Annotated in this window: 30 protein-coding genes; all 30 read left to right on the top strand. The window is 32.2% G+C overall.

What is annotated here, in order from left to right; translation table 11 throughout:
* The first annotated feature begins 1 nt into the window (after nt 1).
* The 30 genes from P8F83_RS12250 to P8F83_RS12105 all read left to right on the top strand — a co-directional run bounded on the left by P8F83_RS12250 (nt 2) and on the right by P8F83_RS12105 (nt 19662).
* Nucleotides 2-166, top strand: a complete 165-nt coding sequence (locus P8F83_RS12250) for a hypothetical protein (protein ID WP_326511370.1) — start codon at nt 2-4, stop codon at nt 164-166.
* Nucleotides 160-684, top strand: coding sequence for a Holliday junction resolvase RecU (locus P8F83_RS12245; protein ID WP_326511369.1), 525 nt, complete (start codon nt 160-162; stop codon nt 682-684). Before P8F83_RS12250 ends, P8F83_RS12245 begins: the two co-directional genes overlap by 7 nt.
* A 14-nt stretch (nt 685-698) precedes the next feature.
* The gene (locus P8F83_RS12240; protein ID WP_326511368.1) at nt 699-1022 is read left to right on the top strand and encodes a hypothetical protein; all 324 of its coding nucleotides are present in this window, start codon (nt 699-701) and stop codon (nt 1020-1022) included.
* A gap of 2 nt (nt 1023-1024) precedes the next feature.
* Nucleotides 1025-1780, top strand: a complete 756-nt coding sequence (locus P8F83_RS12235; RefSeq protein ID WP_326511367.1) for a ParA family protein — start codon at nt 1025-1027, stop codon at nt 1778-1780.
* Nucleotides 1781-1815: 35 nt separating this feature from the next.
* On the top strand, nt 1816-2958 hold the full coding sequence (locus tag P8F83_RS12230) for a ParB/RepB/Spo0J family partition protein (RefSeq protein WP_326511366.1): 1143 nt from the start codon (nt 1816-1818) through the stop codon (nt 2956-2958).
* Nucleotides 2959-2969: 11 nt separating this feature from the next.
* Nucleotides 2970-3305: a hypothetical protein gene (locus P8F83_RS12225; RefSeq protein ID WP_326511365.1), complete on the top strand. Its 336-nt coding sequence runs from the start codon at nt 2970-2972 to the stop codon at nt 3303-3305.
* Nucleotides 3306-3334: 29 nt separating this feature from the next.
* Nucleotides 3335-3607, top strand: coding sequence for a hypothetical protein (locus tag P8F83_RS12220; protein WP_326511364.1), 273 nt, complete (start codon nt 3335-3337; stop codon nt 3605-3607).
* Nucleotides 3608-3613: 6 nt separating this feature from the next.
* On the top strand, nt 3614-4183 hold the full coding sequence (locus P8F83_RS12215) for a hypothetical protein (RefSeq protein ID WP_326514805.1): 570 nt from the start codon (nt 3614-3616) through the stop codon (nt 4181-4183).
* A 30-nt stretch (nt 4184-4213) separates the two neighbouring features.
* Nucleotides 4214-4567, top strand: coding sequence for a hypothetical protein (locus tag P8F83_RS12210; RefSeq protein WP_326514804.1), 354 nt, complete (start codon nt 4214-4216; stop codon nt 4565-4567).
* Nucleotides 4568-4629: 62 nt separating this feature from the next.
* Nucleotides 4630-5160: a hypothetical protein gene (locus tag P8F83_RS12205; protein WP_326514803.1), complete on the top strand. Its 531-nt coding sequence runs from the start codon at nt 4630-4632 to the stop codon at nt 5158-5160.
* Between the two features lie 5 nt (nt 5161-5165).
* Nucleotides 5166-5885: a hypothetical protein gene (locus P8F83_RS12200; RefSeq protein ID WP_326514802.1), complete on the top strand. Its 720-nt coding sequence runs from the start codon at nt 5166-5168 to the stop codon at nt 5883-5885.
* A gap of 17 nt (nt 5886-5902) precedes the next feature.
* On the top strand, nt 5903-6463 hold the full coding sequence (locus P8F83_RS12195) for a 3'-5' exonuclease (protein ID WP_326514801.1): 561 nt from the start codon (nt 5903-5905) through the stop codon (nt 6461-6463).
* A complete protein-coding gene (locus tag P8F83_RS12190; protein ID WP_326514800.1) occupies nt 6464-6706 on the top strand; it encodes a hypothetical protein in 243 nt (80 codons plus the stop codon). It abuts the gene before it with no gap.
* A 23-nt stretch (nt 6707-6729) separates the two neighbouring features.
* The gene (locus P8F83_RS12185) at nt 6730-7278 is read left to right on the top strand and encodes a hypothetical protein (RefSeq protein WP_326514799.1); all 549 of its coding nucleotides are present in this window, start codon (nt 6730-6732) and stop codon (nt 7276-7278) included.
* 307 nt (nt 7279-7585) lie between these two features.
* Nucleotides 7586-8341 (top strand): DNA adenine methylase, encoded by a 756-nt coding sequence (locus P8F83_RS12180; RefSeq protein ID WP_326514843.1) that lies wholly within the window; start codon nt 7586-7588, stop codon nt 8339-8341.
* A gap of 16 nt (nt 8342-8357) precedes the next feature.
* On the top strand, nt 8358-8573 hold the full coding sequence (locus P8F83_RS12175) for a hypothetical protein (RefSeq protein WP_326514798.1): 216 nt from the start codon (nt 8358-8360) through the stop codon (nt 8571-8573).
* A 277-nt stretch (nt 8574-8850) separates the two neighbouring features.
* Nucleotides 8851-9366, top strand: coding sequence for a hypothetical protein (locus P8F83_RS12170; RefSeq protein WP_326514797.1), 516 nt, complete (start codon nt 8851-8853; stop codon nt 9364-9366).
* The gene (locus P8F83_RS12165) at nt 9353-11248 is read left to right on the top strand and encodes a phage terminase large subunit family protein (RefSeq protein WP_326514796.1); all 1896 of its coding nucleotides are present in this window, start codon (nt 9353-9355) and stop codon (nt 11246-11248) included. Before P8F83_RS12170 ends, P8F83_RS12165 begins: the two co-directional genes overlap by 14 nt.
* A 24-nt stretch (nt 11249-11272) precedes the next feature.
* Nucleotides 11273-11506 carry a DUF6148 family protein gene (locus P8F83_RS12160; RefSeq protein WP_326514795.1) on the top strand — a complete coding sequence of 78 codons (234 nt, stop codon included), beginning with the start codon at nt 11273-11275 and terminating at the stop codon, nt 11504-11506.
* 13 nt (nt 11507-11519) lie between these two features.
* A complete protein-coding gene (locus tag P8F83_RS12155; protein WP_326514794.1) occupies nt 11520-13139 on the top strand; it encodes a phage portal protein in 1620 nt (539 codons plus the stop codon).
* Entirely contained in the window at nt 13132-14226 is a 1095-nt protein-coding gene (locus P8F83_RS12150) for a head maturation protease, ClpP-related (protein ID WP_326514793.1), read from the top strand. The genes P8F83_RS12155 and P8F83_RS12150 overlap by 8 nt, the downstream gene beginning before the upstream one ends.
* A gap of 1 nt (nt 14227) precedes the next feature.
* On the top strand, nt 14228-14578 hold the full coding sequence (locus tag P8F83_RS12145) for a hypothetical protein (protein ID WP_326514792.1): 351 nt from the start codon (nt 14228-14230) through the stop codon (nt 14576-14578).
* Between the two features lie 15 nt (nt 14579-14593).
* The gene (locus tag P8F83_RS12140) at nt 14594-15649 is read left to right on the top strand and encodes a major capsid protein (protein ID WP_326514791.1); all 1056 of its coding nucleotides are present in this window, start codon (nt 14594-14596) and stop codon (nt 15647-15649) included.
* A gap of 12 nt (nt 15650-15661) precedes the next feature.
* Nucleotides 15662-15910 carry a hypothetical protein gene (locus tag P8F83_RS12135; protein ID WP_326514790.1) on the top strand — a complete coding sequence of 83 codons (249 nt, stop codon included), beginning with the start codon at nt 15662-15664 and terminating at the stop codon, nt 15908-15910.
* A 2-nt stretch (nt 15911-15912) separates the two neighbouring features.
* Nucleotides 15913-16227: a hypothetical protein gene (locus P8F83_RS12130; protein WP_326514789.1), complete on the top strand. Its 315-nt coding sequence runs from the start codon at nt 15913-15915 to the stop codon at nt 16225-16227.
* A 4-nt stretch (nt 16228-16231) separates the two neighbouring features.
* Nucleotides 16232-16825: a phage tail protein gene (locus P8F83_RS12125; protein ID WP_326514788.1), complete on the top strand. Its 594-nt coding sequence runs from the start codon at nt 16232-16234 to the stop codon at nt 16823-16825.
* Nucleotides 16826-17350, top strand: coding sequence for a hypothetical protein (locus P8F83_RS12120; protein WP_326514787.1), 525 nt, complete (start codon nt 16826-16828; stop codon nt 17348-17350).
* Between the two features lie 12 nt (nt 17351-17362).
* Nucleotides 17363-18787: a phage tail sheath family protein gene (locus P8F83_RS12115; protein WP_326514786.1), complete on the top strand. Its 1425-nt coding sequence runs from the start codon at nt 17363-17365 to the stop codon at nt 18785-18787.
* A 12-nt stretch (nt 18788-18799) separates the two neighbouring features.
* The gene (locus tag P8F83_RS12110) at nt 18800-19315 is read left to right on the top strand and encodes a phage major tail tube protein (RefSeq protein ID WP_326514785.1); all 516 of its coding nucleotides are present in this window, start codon (nt 18800-18802) and stop codon (nt 19313-19315) included.
* Between the two features lie 29 nt (nt 19316-19344).
* Nucleotides 19345-19662: a phage tail assembly protein gene (locus P8F83_RS12105; protein WP_326514784.1), complete on the top strand. Its 318-nt coding sequence runs from the start codon at nt 19345-19347 to the stop codon at nt 19660-19662.
* Nucleotides 19663-19726 lie beyond the last annotated feature (64 nt).

The following is a 19726-nucleotide window of genomic DNA, read 5'->3' as shown; positions in this document are numbered from 1 at the left end:
TATGAGCAAAGCCGAGTTTATGCAGTATGCAAATTATCGGATTAAAAAGAAGCAGCTACTTAAAGAAAAGGGAGAACGGGACGCAAGAGATCATTCAATAGAGAACGCATTAAGGATAAATAAAAGGTTACAACCTGAAAGAACTAGGAGGAATCATAAATGGTAAATATGGATATGGCGAATAAAGGGATGGGATTTGAGCTTGAAGTGAAAATAGCTAATGAACACTATTCATTTATAGGAAAAGCACTAGTACAGAAAATAAGTACTCCATGGAAAGTAGTAAGAAAGTTGGTTGGAGGAAGAAACATAATAGTATCAGCGACTCCTGAGGGAAAGAGTACTGTTGACTTTAGAGGAACAGTAAAAGGCGGGGTATCAATAAGCTTTGATTGCAAGGAAACACAAAAAGAAAAGGGATTACCACTAGGCAATATAGAAGAACATCAAGTTGAATATATGAGAAGTGCTATAGCTGTGAATGAGACAACCTTTATCTTATGTTTGATGAAAGCAATTGATAGAAGATTTTATATTCCTGGTAATTTAGTTATTGAGTATTGGGACAGGTGGAAAGCGAACAAAGGGAAAAAAGGATATAACTATATTCCTTTAAGTGAAATGAAAGAGATCTTCTTTGATGATGATTTATTTTTAGATTATTTAGAAGCTTTAAAAAAGTAAAGGTGAGGTTAATTATGAATATTAAACAATTAAAAGAGATCATAAAAGACTTAGATGATGATATGGAAGTTATAGTTAAGGATGAAGAGAATGAATATTATGACTGCTGGAGTTCTGTTGTGAATATAGGAGACATTAAAATTTTACAGATAACAAAAGAGTCTGATTTGAATGAAGATTATGTAGCTGGAGAAATTTTAGAAAGATTTAATAGAGAAAATATATCTTATTCTATAGATCCTGGTACAGGAGAAATAAACTATTTTTCAGATGTTGATTTAAGAAGAGGCGAAAAAATAATTAAAGAAATTGAAGAAGAGTATTGTAGGGAGGAATAGCAATGAAAAGAATATCAATAATCAATTTAAAAGGTGGAGTAGGGAAAACAATGAGTAGTACTAATATAGCGCATATATTAGCTACGGTATATAACAAGAGAGTTTTAATAATAGACAATGACAAACAAGGAAATACAACAAAGTTTTTTAATAGACACAATGAAAATGCCTATAGCATAGCTGATTTACTTACTAACAGATGTAGCATAAAGGAGGTAATAGTTAAAACGGACTTTGAGAATTTAGACTTAATACCAGCCAATATGAGTTTATTAAAAGCAAATTTAGACGTAATTATGGATGTATCTAAGCCACAACAATTTAGATTGAAAAAGCACTTAAAGAAAATAGAGGAGGAATATGATTATTGTGTTATAGATAATCCTCCTGATATAAACGTTAGTGTTATAAACGCTCTAGTGGCAAGTGATGATGTTATTATTCCTATAAAGATAGACAATTTTGCATTTGATGGAATGAAGGAATTAATAGAGCAAATAGAAAACGCAAAAGAAATGAATCCAGAGCTGAATTTCAGAGGATGTTTTGTAACATTATTTGTTAAGAATGATGTGAACTTACAAGGAGAAGCCTTATTAAACAGTAATAAAAAATATAAGATGTTTAACACTCATATTAGAAGGACTGCAAAGATAGATGAAAGTACATTTGCTAATATACCCATTCTTGAATATAGCAAGAGATGTGGAGCTGCTAAAGACTATATTTCTTTAGTAAAGGAATATTTAAGTAAATAAAATGTGTCCGAATCGGACACAAAAAGGAGGATAGTATGGTTAAGTTTAACATGATGGATTTGTTAAATGATAACTCAAAAAATACAGTGGATAAAGAAGAGGATATAAATAAATTTAAAATTGTTCAAGTAGACATAAATGACTTGAAGCCATCTAAAGACAATTTCTATTCTATAGAACAGGAAAGTATAAAGGATTTAAAAGATACTATTGAGCTAGTTGGATTGCAACAAAATTTAGTAGTGAAAAAAGAATCTAATGGTAAGTATGAAATAATAGCTGGACATAGAAGATATAGGGCTATTAAGAAACTGTATGAAGAAGGGAATCAAAACTTTAAATATGTTCCCTGTAAGGTAGAAGAAGATGACAATATAAAAAACAAGTTAAGACTTATAATAACTAACTCCACAACTAGAGAACTTAGCGATTGGGAAAAGATCACACAGGTAAAAGAATTAAGAGAATTATTAACAGAATATAAAAAAAGAGAAAAGATAATTGGAAGAACTAGAGATATAATTGCAAATATTCTTAATGTTTCATCTACACAAATAGCCAGAATGGAAAGTGTGGATAAAAAATTGATACATGAATATAAAGAAGAACTAAAAGGAGATAAGATTAAAATTTCAGCAGCATATGAGCTTTCTAAATTACCTGTAGAAAAGCAAAAAGAGATATACAAAGAAAACAAGGAAGAGGAAAGTTTGACAATTAGAAGAGTTAAAGATGCAGCTATTGAAAATAAAGATATAGAAATAATAGAAGGACAAGTTTCGGTTGAAGAGGTTTTAAATATCGATAAAGAAGATTTGCAAGTAGGTAAAAAAGAAGAATGTGAATCAATAAATGGGTGTGAAAAGAACTCAGAAACAATTGTGGTTGATCCAAGTACAGGAGAAATAATAAATGAACATAATCTAAAAGTACTACCTAAGTATTTTAAAGCTATCGAAAAAGGAATAAAGCTTTTCGAAGTTAGGAAAGACGATAGAGACTATCAAGTTGGAGATACTTTAGTACTAAGTAAGTGGGACAAGGGAAGATATTTAGTAGATCAGATTAAAGCTGAAATTACTTATATTCTAGGCAGAAATGAAGATGAGAAGATATATGTTCCAGAAGGATATGTAATCTTAGGAATAAAGATTAATCAATATCATTATGAAGCTTAGAAGGTGATAAATTGAAAGGCGAGCAATTATCATTTTTAGAACAGATGGAAGTAGAAAAGTTAAAGAATAAAGATCCATTCATAGAATATAACGCTAACATATGTTACATGTGTTGTTGCCATAGATGCAGATTAAGCGTAGAGATAGATCCAAATTTAAAGCAAGAAGAATGTGATAAGGTAGGCGATAGAAGTTGCTGGAATTGTGATGAATGTTATTACTATGGAATGGATGATAATAGCTTGAGTATGCATGTGGTTAAGTTTAACTGTGATAAATTCGAAATGTCAGATTATTATACAGAACGTGAAGCAGAAAGAAGAAGAAGAAAATTCAAAATGATTTAGTTAGATATCAGTGTAAAGGAGTGAATTTTATGAAATATGATAAAGGTTTATATGTCGATAGTGGCATTTATGGATTTGATGAAGAGATAAGAAACCAAAAAGAGAAAATAGTTAAATGTAGAAAGCCTCATAAGTGTGTATCTTGTGAAAGGGATATAAAAGTAGGAGAAGAAGCATTATGTGAAACTGGTTTTACTGATGATGGAGCAGTAGCAGCTTATACTTGTTTAGAATGTATTGAAAAATGGTTAGAAGAATCAGGACAAGTAGAAACTGAAAATGAAATGATTGTGAAGGAGTGAGTTGAAGTGGCGAATTTTAAGATAGAAGTAAAGGAACTTGGTTCAAATAATGTTGAAAAGTCAGTGGAGGTAGAAAAGATTGATTATGATACTCTATATGGGATTGTAAAACCTCACTTATATAGTAGCGCCATTGCCTTTAGAAATATTATTGAAGGGGAGTGGGGAAGTGTTGTTGTTGGTTTATTTAGAACAGTGGGCAGAATAAGATTTACAAAAATTAGGGAGAGTAATTTAAAAGTGTATTTTGATGGAGATAGCACATGGTATGCAACTCCTTGGGATAAAGAAAAAACTATAGATTGGTTAATTGAAAAATTATATTTAGATGAAGATATAGCAGAATGTTTGGAAGAATGCGATTTGAATGACGGCTGTATGTGGTATGAAACCAATAATCCAAAAGATATAGAGGAATTAGGAGATAATGATGAAAGTTGCAAAGGCGGAATAGGTGATCTGAGAAAAGGAAGAGAAGATAAAAATATAGTTGAAAGGTTAATGTCATTTAGAGAAGTTATAAAGCTTCAAGGAGATTCAGAGACTCCTTATATTATAGCTTCAACTGACTATTAAATATAAAGTAATTGAAAAGGAGAATAGGAAATGGAAAAGGTTAAAATATCAACACTATCAAAAGACACTGTAGTATATGCTGAAGGAGTAACAAGTGTTATTGATGTTGAAGAGGTCTTAAATGATTTAGAGTATTACAGAGAAAAGGAATTGTATACTACTACAGAGCATCATGCTTCTTTTGATGCTAAAAGCATTTTAGATGATGCAATAGAAAATGAACAATGCAATGGAATGTATGAGGATTGGGACGATAATATCAATTATTACGTTACAGTTGAAGACATAAATGACTTGCAAGCTATATTTGACAGGATTTTAGGAAGAAGCCCTAGTACAAACATAACGTATGAATCAGATAAATTGATAGAAATAGATGTTTAAATGAATTTTTACCTTCGTCATAATGACGAGGGTAAAGAAATTATTGTGAGGGAGTTAAGATAATGAGTGAAAAGAAAAGTGTAACATATAAGAATCTAAAAATAGGACAAGAAATTAAAGGTCATAAACTAGAAAATTTATCAAGCTCTTATAGTGCTATTGTTAAGGCTATTAACCCAGCTTATGTAACTATATTAAAATGGGGAAAAATAGAAGAAAAAATTGATTCCAGAAGCTTATTTGATATTGAAATGACTCAGCAAGAATTTAAAGATAAGTATAAAGAAACTGCAAAGGAAATTTTGAAGAATATAAAAAATAAATTACATTTAGATGAGATTGGGTACCATGAGGGGTGGAATACATGGCTATATGGAACACCCTATGAAATGGCTCAGTATTGTATAAAAGATAAGATTAAGATAGTTGGATATTGCAAAGATATTATACCTAAAATTGCAATGTTTTCTGGAGATACACTTGATATTGGAGTATGTGCAGAATATGAAGATGGAGAAAGGTTTTGGTGTCATTATAGATATCAAGACATTGAAAGACTGTTTAAAAGATACAGGGAGTTAGTAGAGGAGTAAAAACAATGAGAATAGAAGTTGAATGTATAAAAGGGTGTAGGGCATTCACCAAAGAAAAGAGATATCCAATACACTCTATAGTACCTAGATATAAATGTATTGGCGGTGAAGAGGATTTAGTTGTATTAGATGATGATGGACAAGAACATATAATTGCAACAGATGATAAAAGAGTGTGGGATAAAGATAGTTGGTTTTTTGAACATTTTGAAATGGTACAAGAGCAGACAAAAACAAAAGAGCAGACAAAAACAAAAGAGTTGACAAAAACACAAGAAGAGGTGAAACCAGTTGACACAACAAGTGTAGCTCCAAAGAGGAGAAAAAGAGTAATAGGAAAGCCTCGTGCTAAGAGAGAAAGAAGTAAAGAGAGCGTTGAGTCAATTATAAAGATAGTAACAAGCTTTGTAGAGTGTGACTTAAATATAAGTGAACTAGCAAAGCAATTAAACTTTAGTTATACAAAAGTTCAGCATAGTATAAATATGTGCAAGGAAGTGGATAAAGACTTATACCAAAAAGCTATAAAGAAAATTGATGCAGCTAAAGGAGTAAAGACTCAAAGAATGGATCTTTCACTATCAATTTTCGAGAGTTTAAATGTGACGAAGATAAAAAAGAGAAAGTTGCTTGACTGGTGGATAAACAATGTTAGGGATGATAAGTTGACAGTACAACAAATAATAATTTTAGCAAATAAAAATAATATAGAAGTTATTGATTAGAGGGGAGAAGAGGAAATATGAAAATTCTATTTATAGATTGTGAGACAGGTGGATTAAATCCAGAAAAACATTCTCTTTTAACGATTGGACTTGCGGTATATGAGTATGGGAAAATAGTAGCGGAAAAAGAAATAGATATAAGACATAAAGAATATATTGTTACTGCAAAGGCATTAAAGATAAATAATATAAATCTAGTACAACATGATACAAATGCTAAAGATCCTAAAATAGTAGTTCAAGAGATAATTGAATTTATAAAAGAAAACTTCAAAGAGGAGAAGCCCGTAATTGGAGGACACAATGTTGAGTTTGACATTAAATTTATAGAAAGATTATTCTCAGGAGAAAGAGACTATTTTAATAGATATGTTTCTCATAGAAAACTGGATACATGCAGTATTATAAATTTTCTAATGCTATCAGGAAAGATAGATATTGAAAGTGCAAGTTTAGAAGCAGCTATAAAATATTTTGATATAGAAACTAATTCTAGACATACAGCACTAGAGGACACAAAAGCAGCTATAAAGCTATATGAAAAGTTAAAAAAGTTTATATGGAAGGAGAATTTTTAAATGAATCAATTTGACAAGGAATTAGAGAGAATTAATCATAAAAATGCAATAAAAGAGCTTAATGATAGCCTAGATATGATAATAGAAAATATAAAAATACATTCGCAGGTACAGAAAGCGTATTTTGATGAATTAGTTAAGGCGGGTTTTACAGAAGTGCAAGCTTTAGAGATAGTTAAAGCTCATGGAGTAGATACAGGGAGAGCAAGTAGATTAAATAAAGGTAATACAGAAGAGGAATGATGTGACAAGTAGGAGGGATGTATATGGCTGAAACAAATATAAGTTTAGAAGAAGCTGTAAAAATAGGGATAAGAGAAGGTATTAAGTATATAAAGGAGCAAGAGTACCGCAAGACTACAAAAAGATATGATAGAAGGCTAAGAAACACTAAGTTATTACTAAAACACTTTAGAGCCTTATATGAACACAATAACATTACAGAAAATACTACAATAAAAATATTTAAAGAAAATGCGGTTGATATTCTTGATGATATAGAAGCAATAGATGATGAGGAACAATATGTACAGGCTTTAAGTAGGACCAAGATAAGGACATTAATTATGGTTGAGCACATAAATAAAGCTTGCAGATATTATAAAACTATATGTGAATCAGAAGATAAAGCTAAAGAAAGAAGATATAAGATAATAAATTATATGTATTTAGATTTAAGCTTAGAAACAGTACCAACATATGAACAAGTTGCTGAACATTTTAACATTACTATAAAGACTGTTGGAAGAGATGTTAAATCAGCTATAAATGATTTATCAATTTTATTATTCGGGATAGATGGAATTAGGCTTTAAAATGTCCTTCTAATATTAAGCATGAAGTTAGTAATATAGCTAAAGTTATATAAAAAAGGGCTGAAATTTATGTCCTTTTGGGTGGGATTGAAAGGATATATATAATATAGTAATATGATATTAGGAAAAATTAGGATTGATTTTGTATATAATTAAGTTTTGGCTTGTATTATATAAGCAGTAGGCAGGGACTTACAACGTGGTTACTGCATAAAGGCACTCATATTGAGTGTCTTTTTTATTTTGGTGTAATGGGCGGTGTGTTTAACCCAATATCAAAATAAAAGGGGAAGTGGTATTAATGACAATGTTAAGACCTCCTATTACAAGAATGGGAGGAAAATCAAAACTAAGAAAAACTATTATAGAGAAAATTCCAGAGCATATATGTTATATTGAACTATTTTTCGGTGCTGGATGGGTTTATTTTGGTAAGGAAATGTCTAAGGTCGAAGTTATAAATGACATAGATAAAGAGCTTATTAATTTATTTAGAATGATAAAACATCATGCACCAGAAGTCGAAAGAATGCTAGAATATGAATTTTCAGGAAGAGATATTTTTCAAGAGTATAAGAATTATAGTATAGAGAGTCTTACGGAAATAAATAGAGCTGTAAGATTTTTATATTTAATAAGTCAAAGTTTCGCAGGAAAGGGTAAGGACTATGGATATGGAACTAATACAAGACCTAGCCCTCAGATATTCTATAAGGGAGTATTAGATGAGCTCAAAGCAAGATTAAGAAATACTTACGTTGAGAATCTATCTTTTGAAAAGATAATAGATAAGTATGATAGAGATTATTCCTTTTTCTTTGCAGATCCTCCATACTTAGAAACCGCTGGATATGGTAATACATTTGGAGAAGAGGAGCACATACTACTTAGAAATAAATTAGGGAATATAAAGGGTAAGTTCCTTTTAACTATAAACGATCATGATGTGATTAGAGATATGTATAAAGGATTTAGCATAGAAGAGGTTGAGGTGGGTTATTCAGTCTCCAGAGAAAATAAGGCAAGGAAAAAATATAAAGAGTTAATTATCTGCAATTACTAATAAGGGAAGTGAGGGCATGGATGAGTATACAGTCTATGAATGTATTAGCGATAAGAAAGAATTTATTTTAATAACTGAAGAACTAGAAGCAGCATCAAGAGAGGGGAAGTATATTACTTGCCCTTATTGTAATTCTAAAAGAGTAAAGAATGTGGGAACATCAAATAGTATAAAAGAATGTATGAGAGAACGAAGTTATAAAAGAATTCATGGAGTAATCGTTCAAAGATAAAGAGCTTAATAGGTATGCATGTGCCTATGTACTGTATGGGAATATAAAATATTATTTATTATATTAAATAAATGATTGATAAAGAGAAGTAATTAATTGATAGCAAGAAGAGGAATGAGTAGAGCTCTATAAGAAAAAAATACTTGTAAAAAAATCCAAAACACCTAGCAATAGGTACTTTGGGAAGTTCGGAACCACTGCGGAGGCTCCGACCCCCGAAACAATTCTAGTCGCAAAAAAATTTTTAAGGCGTGTCCGCCGTCCAGGAGGTGAGAGTGTGGAAATTTTAGTTGATGCAAAAACTATTGGAGCTGCGATAGGAACTAGTGACAGGACAGTTAGAAGGTTAGTAAAAGAAGGCGTATTAAATAAAGTAAAAAATGGACAGTACGATATTGTCGATTGCACAAATCGTTATATAAAACATATAACTGAAAAACAGAACTTGATGGACAAGGACATGGACAAATTGGAACAAGAATTGATGATTGAAAAAGTCCTATTAGAAAGAGCAAAAAAGAAAAAACTTGAGATAATTGTTGCTGAAATGGAAGGGACTATGCATAAAGCAGAAGATATAGAAAGACTATGGAATTGGAGTATATCAAACTTTAAATCTAAAATACGGTCATTGCCTACTAAGATTTCTCCACAAGTCACTGTATTAACAGACTTAAAAGAAATTAATTCAGTTATAAGAAAAGAAGTTGATGAAATATTAACTGAGTTAGCTGAATATAATCCTGATAATTTTCATAAATCCATCAAGGAAGATGATGATGGAGACGATTGATTTAAGAAATATTGAAGAAAAAAGCTTAAAACTTTGGAAAAAGTTAATAAAAAGTATAGCTCCACCACCAGACTTAACTGTATCGGAGTGGGCTGACACATATAGAAAATTATCTAGAGAAGCTTCAGCAGAACCTGGACAATGGAGAACTGATAGGGCTCCATATCAACGTGAGATATTAGATGCAATAACAGATAGTAAAACAGAGTCTATTGTTGTAATGTCATCGGCGCAGGTAGGTAAGACGGAGCTTTTATTAAATGCAATAGGATATCATATAGACTATGACCCTGCTCCAATGATGTTAGTACAACCTACAGACACTATGGCCGAAACTTTCTCGAAGGATAGACTTTCACCAATGATTAGAGACTGTCCTAAGCTAAGTGATAAAGTTCAAGAAGCTAAATCGAGAAATTCAGGGAATACAATTCTTCATAAATCTTTTAATGGTGGACACATAACAATGATTGGAGCAAATGCTCCTTCTCAACTTGCAAGTAGGCCAATAAGAATAGTCTTGTTTGATGAAGTTGATAGATTTCCAGTATCAGCAGGAAGTGAAGGAGATCCAGTTTTACTTGCAACAAAAAGAACTAATACATTCTGGAATAGGAAAATATTTTCTGTTTCAACTCCAACTATAAAGGGAGCTTCAAGAATTGAGGATGAATATGAAAGTAGTACTATGGAGCAATGGCATTTACCGTGCCCTCATTGTGGAGACTATCACACTTTAGAGTGGGATAGAGTAAAGTATAACACTAACAATGATGAACTTATTAGCGTTGATGGTATGGTATGTCCTAGTTGTGGAGCTATTGGAAGTGAACATGAGTGGAAAAGAGGTTTACTAAAAGGAAAATGGATAGCTAAATATCCAGATAGATTTAAAAAAAGAGGATTCCATTTAAATGAGCTCACTTCCCCTTGGAAAACATGGGGTGAAATAGTTGAAGATTACTTAAAAGCAAAAGATAAAAATGAAAAATTAAAGACTTGGTGGAATACATCGCTTGGACTTCCCTGGGAGGAATTTGGAGAGTTAGACATGGATGAGCTTCTTGCAAGAAGAAGGGAAATGTATAACTTAAAAGAAAAAGATGTTCCTAAGGATGTTTTAGTTTTAACTGCAGGTGTAGACGTACAAGACAATAGACTAGAGTATGAAATTGTTGGATGGGGTTTAGAAAAAGAAACATGGGGTGTAAGGTATGGTGTAATTATGGGTGATCCTGGACAATCTTTTGTGTGGGATTCATTAACGATGATATTAGAAAAGACATATATAAGGATTGATGGATTAGAATTAAAGATAATGACAACATGCATTGACTCAGGTGGTCACTATACTACAGAGACTTACGAATACTGTAAAAAACATGTTGATAAAAGAGTATGGGCTATAAAAGGAAAAGGGGGAAATGGTATACCTTTCATACAAAGACCTAAAAAGAAAAATGCAGCTGGAGTATGGTTATTTAATATAGGAGTTGATGTTGGTAAAGATACAATAACATCAAGGCTAAAAGTACAGTCGCCTGGGAAACCAGGCTTTTGTCATTTTCCTATGGAAATAAATAAAGGCTACGATGAGGCATATTTTGAGGGGTTGACTAGTGAGCGAAGAGTTATTTCTTATAGAAAAGGAAGAACAGTAATAGGATGGGTTAAAAAGACAACAAGTTCAAGAAATGAACCTTTTGACTTACGTAACTATGCAACAGCAGCACTAGAAATATTAAATCCACCATTAGATGTTTTATATAAGCAATTAAATTGTGATGAAAATATAGTTAAAAATGAACATAAGGTAATTAAATCAAAAGAGCAAAATAAAAAACTCAGAAGAGGTAATGTTTCAAGAGGAATAGATTTATAGGAGAAGGTGAATATTTTGGCCGAGTTGACAAGATTAGAAAGATTAAAACAAAGGTTAGATATGTATTATCAAGCTGAAGAAGCTATATTAGGAGGGGCTCAATCATATCAAATAGGTGAGAAGCAGCTAACAAGAGCAAACTTATCGCACATAAAGGAAATGATTGAGTATTTAGAAAGAGAATTTAGAATAGAGCAATCTAAGGCAAGTGGGAAAGGTAGAAATAAAGTTTTTGGGATAATCCCTAGAGATTATTAAGAGGTGATATTTTTTGAATATTATAGATAAAGCAATAAGCTATATAAACCCTCAGGCAGGATTAAAACGTGAAGTTGCAAGAGCACAAGCTACAGTGGTAAAAAAGTTTATGAATACAGGTTACTCAGAAAGTGGAGCAAGTACAAAAAAGAAGTCTATGAAAGGATGGAATTCTTTAAGCAGTAGCCCAGAAGAAGATATAGATTTAAATTTATTTATTTTGAGGAATAGATGTAGAGATTTATATAATTCTCCACTAGGTAGATCCGCAATTCATACAACAAGAACTAATGTAATTGGTTCAGGGTTAAGGTTAAAGTCGAGAATAGATTTTAAGTTTTTGGGATTAACAGAGGAAGAGGCGGACGAGTGGGAACAGAATGCTGAAAGAGAATTTGATTTATGGGCTTCTTCAGTTCATTGTGATTCATGTAGATTAAATAATTTTTATGAGCAACAACAATTAGCTCAATTATCTTGGATGCAATCAGGCGATGTATTTGCATTACTAAAGCAAACTAATCCTTTGCCGTATATGCCTTATGGATTGAGGATACATTTAATTGAAGCTGATAGAGTTAGTACTCCAAATAGTTTAAATAATGTTACTAGTAATGGATTATTTGCTATAGAAGGAAAAGGTAGCAATGGAAATAGAATTGTTTCAGGTGTTGAGATAGATTCTGAGGGCGGAGTAGTTGCATATCATGTATCTAATAGATATCCTCAAAGCTTTTATTTAATGGGTAATGCAGAAACTATTAAGTGGACTAGGGTTGAAGCCTTTGGAAAACTTACAGGAAGAAGAAACATATTACATCTTATGGAGTCAGAAAGACCAGAGCAAAGAAGAGGAGTTCCATTCTTAGCAGCTGTAATAGAACCTCTTAAACAAATTACTAGATATACAGAAGCGGAATTAATGGCAGCTGTAATATCGGGGATGTTTACAATTTTCATAAAAAGTGAGGGTTCAAGTGGAGATAATCCTTTAGGAAGTATGATGAGTGATGATGACAAAGTAGATTCTAGTGACTATTCTTATGAGATGGCTCCTGGTGCTGTGAATGTACTTGCTCCTGGAGAGTCGGTAGAGATTGCTAATCCCGCAAGACCAAATGCTAATTTTGATGGTTTCGTTAGTTCATTAACTAGATATGTAGGAGCTGCTCTTGAAATACCACAGGAGTTACTACAAAAGGCGTTTCAGTCTAGTTATTCAGCAGCTAGAGCGGCATTATTAGAAGCTTGGAAAATGTTTAGAATGAGAAGGACATGGATTTCTAGTGACTTTTGCCAACCAATATATGAAGAATGGTTATCTCAAGCAATAGCAATGGGCAGAATAAAAGCACCTGGTTTCTTTGATGATCCTGTAATAAAAAAAGCTTGGTGTGAGGCAGAGTGGAATGGACCAGCTCCAGGACAAATAGATCCACTTAAAGAAATTAATGCAGCTGAGAAAAGAATAAATAATGGTATATCTACAAGAGAGCAAGAAACCATGGAGATAAATGGGGGGAACTTTGATAAAAACATTCAGCAAGCGAAAAGGGAGCAAAATAAAATGAAAGATGCAGGATTAATTGAGGATAATACAACTTTGAAAGGAGGTGAGAATATAAATGTCTAAGTTTTGGAACTTCATTAAAAATCAAACTGAAGATAATAAAGTTGAGTTAAGGATTGAAGGTGAAATAATAAGTAGTGATGAAAGTTGGATTTATGAGTGGTATGGAATAAAGGCAACTGAGCCTAATAAGTTTAGAAATGAACTTAACAATTATAAGGGGCAAGAAATAACACTATGGATAGACAGTAATGGGGGAGATGTATTAGCGTCAGCAGGAATATACAATGCTCTAAAAGAACATACGGGCAAAGTTACAGCTAAAGTTACTAAAGCCATGTCAGCCGCTTCGCTAATAGCCATGGCAGCGGATGAAATATTAATGTCACCACTTGGGATTATGATGATTCATAATCCACTTACAGGAGTCGAGGGAGATTCTAGGGATTTAAGAAAGACAGCAGAAGTGTTAGATATGGTAAAGGAAACTATAATAAATGCATATGAGAGTAAAACAAAAAGGTCCAGAGATGATATATCATCAATGATGGATAAAGAAACATGGATGAGCGCAGATGTAGCAGTAAAAGAAGGTTTTGCGGATTCTGTTCTTTATCAAGAAAATACAGACACTACAAAGGTAATGAATTTAGCATATAATAGGCTGGCTATAGTGAATAGTGCAAATAAAGCACTTAAAACCCTTATTGATTTTGAAAATAAAAGTAAGCAACCAGAAATTATAGAAAATGGAGGAGAAAAAATGTCTATTAAAAATTCAGTAGATTTTAAAAACCAACATCCTGATATACATAATGAAGTGTATAATTCAGGGAATACAGAAGGTATTAAAGCAGAAAGGGAAAGAATTAAAGCTTTTGATATTTTAAATGGAAAAGTAGATCCAGTATTTTTAAATGAAGAAAAATATAAAGATGGAGTAACAGCTGAAAGTGTATTGTTTAAAGCAATGCAAGAAGGTAAATTAATAAATACTACATCAACCTTTATAAAAAATACATTAATTGATGCTCAAAACGTTAATGAAGTACCAGGTTCGACATCTGATGAAGATATAGATGAAGAAGCTGGTATTTTAAATTTTGTAAAAAATACAGCAAGCAAAACATTAGGAAGAGGAGGGAAATAGTATGTCACAATTAGATTCGCTTAAATATGACAATCTTATAGCAGGAGATTATTGTTTAGTCACAGAACCGATAACAATTGATTCTTCACAAGATATTTTAAGAGGCGATGTTCTTATAAAGGCATCAGGAAAGTATAAAAAGGCTTCAGCTGCTGTAATAGCTACGGATGTTATAGTAATTGCCTCAGAAAATATAAAAACAGATGCATCTACAACAGTAGAAAGCATCGGTTATAGAACAGGATATTTTAATTCAAATGCTATGAGGTTCGGTGGAGCTTCAACAGTAGATAACAATAAAGATATACTAGCAGATAAATCAATATATTTGACTAGTGCACAAAGACAATAAGAGGGGGATAAAAGAATGCCAATAAGTATTTATGATCCAAGAGTATTAGACGAAGTAGTTAGATTACTACCATCAAGTGGAGGTTTCTTTAGAGATACTTTCTTCAAAAGACGTGTGCCAGTTACGGGTACAAAAATTGATGTTGATTTTTATAAAGGAAAGAGAAGAATTGCTCCTTTTGTTAACCCTAAATCAACTGCAAAAGTTATGGAGAAAATAGGTTATAAAACTAATACTTTTGAAACACCACTATTAAAACCTAAAGATGTAACAACTATTGAGAGTTTATCAGTAAGATTACCTGGCGAAAATCTTTATGGAGGATATTCAAGAGAAGAAAGAGCTTTAGCTTTATTAACAGATAAATTGACAGAGTTTAATGATTCTCTAATTAGAAGAGAGGAATGGATGGCTTCACAAGCAATGTTAACTGGCAAAATTCCTGTAATTGGTGAGGGCGTGAATTATACAATAGATTTTGGATTCACTAATAAAGAAGCACTGATTGATGGAGCTAAATGGGATTCTAATGCATCAGATCCACTTGCTGATATTGATAGATGGGTAGTAAAGTGCCAAAAAAATGGTTACCATACGCCTAATGTTTGCTTAATGTCAGCAGATGCACATAATGCATTTATTAAAAGAATTATAGCACTTGGTTATACAAATCAATATAGTGGTAATGTTGAACTGGCAACAATTAAACCTAGTCAATTAACTGAGAATGTAATATATGGAGGTATGATTTTAAAATACAATATGCCAATATATATTTATAATGAATGGTATATTGACGATTGGACAAACCCAGAAGTTCCAGTAGAGCTTCCAATAGTGCCAAATGGGACTTGCTTACTTGGATCAACTAATGCAAAGAGTGCTATTTACTATGGTGAATTAACTATAACAGATGATAGTTCTCCTACTAAATTCAGATCATTTATAAGTGATAAAATTGCTGATACCTGGATAGAAAAAGACCCAGCAGCTAGATATTTAGCAGTGCAAAGTAGACCATTACCAGCACCTCAGGAAGTAGATAGCTGGTATGTTTCTACAGTTCTATAAGGAGGGGTTATAGTGTCAATAAAAGCCTTAATAAAATTAAGTACTCGTGATAAAAAAGGTAATCTTAAAGGGTATGAGCCAGATGAAATTTTAGACTTAACTAAAGATGAAGAGCAGAGATTAGTTGATAGAGGGTTTGCAGAATATACAAAAGAAGTAAAAGCTACTCAAACTGATAGCAAAGATACAAAGAGTAATGATGGAAATTCAGATAAGGGTGGAGAAAGCTCTGGTCCTGATACTGGATATCCTGGAGCATAAGAATGAAAAGTTTTAAAGAGTGTTTAGTTGAAGATTCAAAAGTGTTTTTCAATAATAATGAATTTTCAGAGAAGCACAATATAAATGGAAGGCTCTTGAATATAGTTGTAGACAATAATCAACTAATGAATAGGTCAAAGATAGAGTATGAGGGTGTCATGGTAGGTGACATCCTTTATTATGTTACTTCTGAGGACTATGGAAAAGCACCAAAAGTAGACGAAGTACAGATGTATGACAATATTCCTTGTAAAGTCTTTGATGTAAGAATTGATTCAGGAATGTATGAAATTATATTAAAGAGGAGTACGAATTAGTATTATGTCAGCTAATCTTTATATAGATACTAAAGGTTTAAGCTCAATAAGAGTTGATTTACAAAGTATTTCAAAACAAATTCCTGGAGCAACTACAAGTGCTATTAATAGAACTATAGATTTTACTAATACAAAGACTGTAAAAGAGGTAACAAAGGAATATACAGTGAAAAATAAAACTGTTAAAGGTACTTTGAAAAAGGTTAGAGCAAGGGGAAACTCTCTTTATGCTTATATATCTAGTACTGGACCAACTATTTCACTAGGGAACTTTCAACATACTCCGAGAAACTACAGTAAGAAGCCTAAAGCTGTTAATGTAAGGATTAAAAAAGCTGAAGGGTATAAGGTTATAAAAACTAATCCTAAAGCTTTTGTACAAAAGATATATGGAAGTGAGTCAGATATTTACATGAGGAAAGGGTCTAAAAGATTTCCTGTTATCAAACTAAGATCTTTATCTGTTCCTCAGATGATAGCAAATGAAAAGATATTAAATAATATACAAGAAGCTGCTCAAAAGAAACTTCAAGAAAGAATAAATCATGAGATAGAATGGAGATTAAATAAAGCAGCTTCAAAAAAAGGAGGTAAATAGGTGAATGATAATCTTATACTAGAGGCAATAAGGACATTTCTAATTAAGAATGTAGCTACTAAGATAAAATTAGAGAAGCCACCAGAAGAGGGAACTATAGATGATACAATTCAATTAGTTCCGCCAGCTGTTTATATAGGTTGGATACCTCCAAAAAACTATTTAGATGAGTTTGGTTATGATGTACCAGGGCTTTTAGTAATGGAAGATGGGGGAGAAGATGATGATGGAGAAGCTTACCTAAACATTAGGATTGGGGTTGCCACTTATGACGTAGGGGAAACTATAAATGGGCAACTTAAACCCAATACTAAAGGATACAAAGATACATTAAATTTAATCTCAATAATTAGGACAGAACTTTCAAGAAATATAAATATAGAGGGAGTTACGACAGTGGAAAAGCCTGTTAAATGGGGATTGTATGAAGAACAAAACTATCCCTTTTGGCATGGGTGGATAACATTTAAAGTTGTGACTCCTTCTTTAGTTTATGAGAATAATGATATAGAAAAATATTTATAAGGTGGTGTAGATATGAGTTATAAACATGGTATTTATAGTGATTTAATACCTAGTTCGATTAGTATAACCTCAGGGTCCAATATACCTGTTTATGTTGGAACCGCTCCGATTCATAGACTTTCAGAGTGGGATGAATATTTAAATAAGCCTTTGCTTATTTCTGGCTTAGAAGATGCTTACAAAAAGTTAGGATATAATCCTAACGATGATTTTATGGAATTTACCTTATCTGGTGTAGTGTATGCACATTTTAGTAATTCGATAAATCCAATAGGTCCTATAGTAGTTATAAATGTACTAGATCCTAATAAGCATAAAGCAACAGAGGAAACTACTAAATCATTAATATTAATAAATGGAATTGGAGCCTTAGAGGATGATGTGATTTTAGATTCTATTGAGATAGATGGGAAAACAGCAGGAACACATTATAAGGTTTCCTATTCAGGGGATGGAAAGGCATTGGTTGAAAGTATTGGCAATGGGTTAACGTCGCCAGTACAAGTTAGTTACATTAAGATTGACACTAGTAAGGTTGTAGCAACAGACATTATAGGAACTTACAACCAAAATGAGGATACATTAACAGGGTTGAAGTGTATAGATACTTTGTATGAAGAATTAAATGTTATTCCTGCAATACTTTCAGCTCCAGGGTTTAATCATATTCAGGAAGTAGAAAAAGCGTTAACTTCTTCTTGTACGAAAATAGGGGGAAGATGGGAGGCTATATGTGTTACTGATATAGACCCAGAAGAGGAAACAATAGATAAGGCTATAGCATGGAAAGAAGCTAAAGGATACATTTCGGTAAGAAATAAAGTGTGCTGGCCAAAGGGAAGAATGGGAACAAGAGATGTGTTTATGTCTATTTTAACTATTGTTAGAATGATGCAGACAGATTATATAGGAGATGGCGTCCCTTATGAAACTCCATCAAATAAGCAACTTGATATAGTATCAACAATAGCAAGTGATAAGATGATTAGAATTAACCTAACGAACGGTAATAAGTTAAATGAAAAGGGTATAACTACAGCTATATATAATGGTGGTAAGTATGTTCTTTGGGGTCCACATATGGCGAATTTTAAGTATGGAACATCTATAAAGGTGGAAGACATGTTTGATTCAAATATAAGGATGAATTTATATTTACTGAATGACTTCCAATTAAGAAATACGGATATAGTAGATACGCCTATGAGTAGAAATGATGTAGACGCATTAATCCACACAGAACAAAGTAAACTAAATGCTTTAGTTGCAGATGGTAAGTTATTATATGGAAAGTTTAATTTTCTTGCTAAGAATAACACAAATGAGGATATAATGAGTGGAGATTTTACTTTTGATACAGCAGTAACTAATACTCCACCTGGAAAGAGCTTAACGAATAGAATACAGTACACAAGTCAAGGCATTGACACATTATAGGAGGTGTGATAATTGAATGTAGTTAATAAAGTAATTAATTATAATGTGTATGAAAGAAAAGGAACAGCAGCAACAAAAATATGTGATTCAACGGGAGTGCAATTACCTTCAATAGAATATTTAACGGATACAATTAAGGGTGCTGGAATAGTTGGAGAAGTAGACTTTCCAAGTCTTTATCAACCAGGATCTATGGGGTTAACTATAAATGTTAGAGCTACAAATGACCAACTACCAATTTTAGTAGCATTAAAAGATGTAGAAATTAGATGGGTTACAGATGTGTTTGACACTAATAACGTAAGTGTAGGAGTTAATTCTCATAAAGCATTTATTAAATGTATTAATAAGAAGTTTGATGAGGGAAAACTTGAACCGGGTTCACCACAAGATGGAACCTTTGACTATGAAGTTTTTTCATATAAGAGAATAGTAAATGGAAAGACAGTAATTAATATAGATAAATTTAATGGAATATTTGAAGTTAACGGCGTTAACTTATTGAAAAATGTGAATGCAGCTCTATAAGGGCTGCTTTAATTATTGGAGGGATTAAAATGAGTATATTAAAATTAGGAAAACCAGTAGAAATAAATGGAGAAGTAGTAAATGAAATAACCTATGATCTTGAAGAATTAAGTGGAGGAGCTGTAGAGAATGCAATGAAGGCACTACAGAAAAAGGGGTATGTCCCAACAGTTCAGGAATTAGATCCTATAATGCAAGCTCATATATTTGCAGAAGCTTCAGGATTAGACTATGAAGATATAAAAAGATTGAAATATAAAGACTATATGAGAGCAACAGGTTGTGTAAGGGATTTTTTCATGGTAGATTCGGTGGATTCCCAACAAAAGAATACCTCCGAACAATAGTAACTCAAATTACTTTAGAGACATCGAACAGCAGAAAAGACTGTATGGACATGTCTCTTGTTGA

It is taken from the genome of Clostridium intestinale (assembly GCF_035905475.1).
In the GTDB taxonomy this organism is placed as follows: Bacteria; Bacillota; Clostridia; order Clostridiales; family Clostridiaceae; genus Clostridium_T; species Clostridium_T intestinale.
This window is presented reverse-complemented; position numbering and strand designations above follow the sequence as displayed.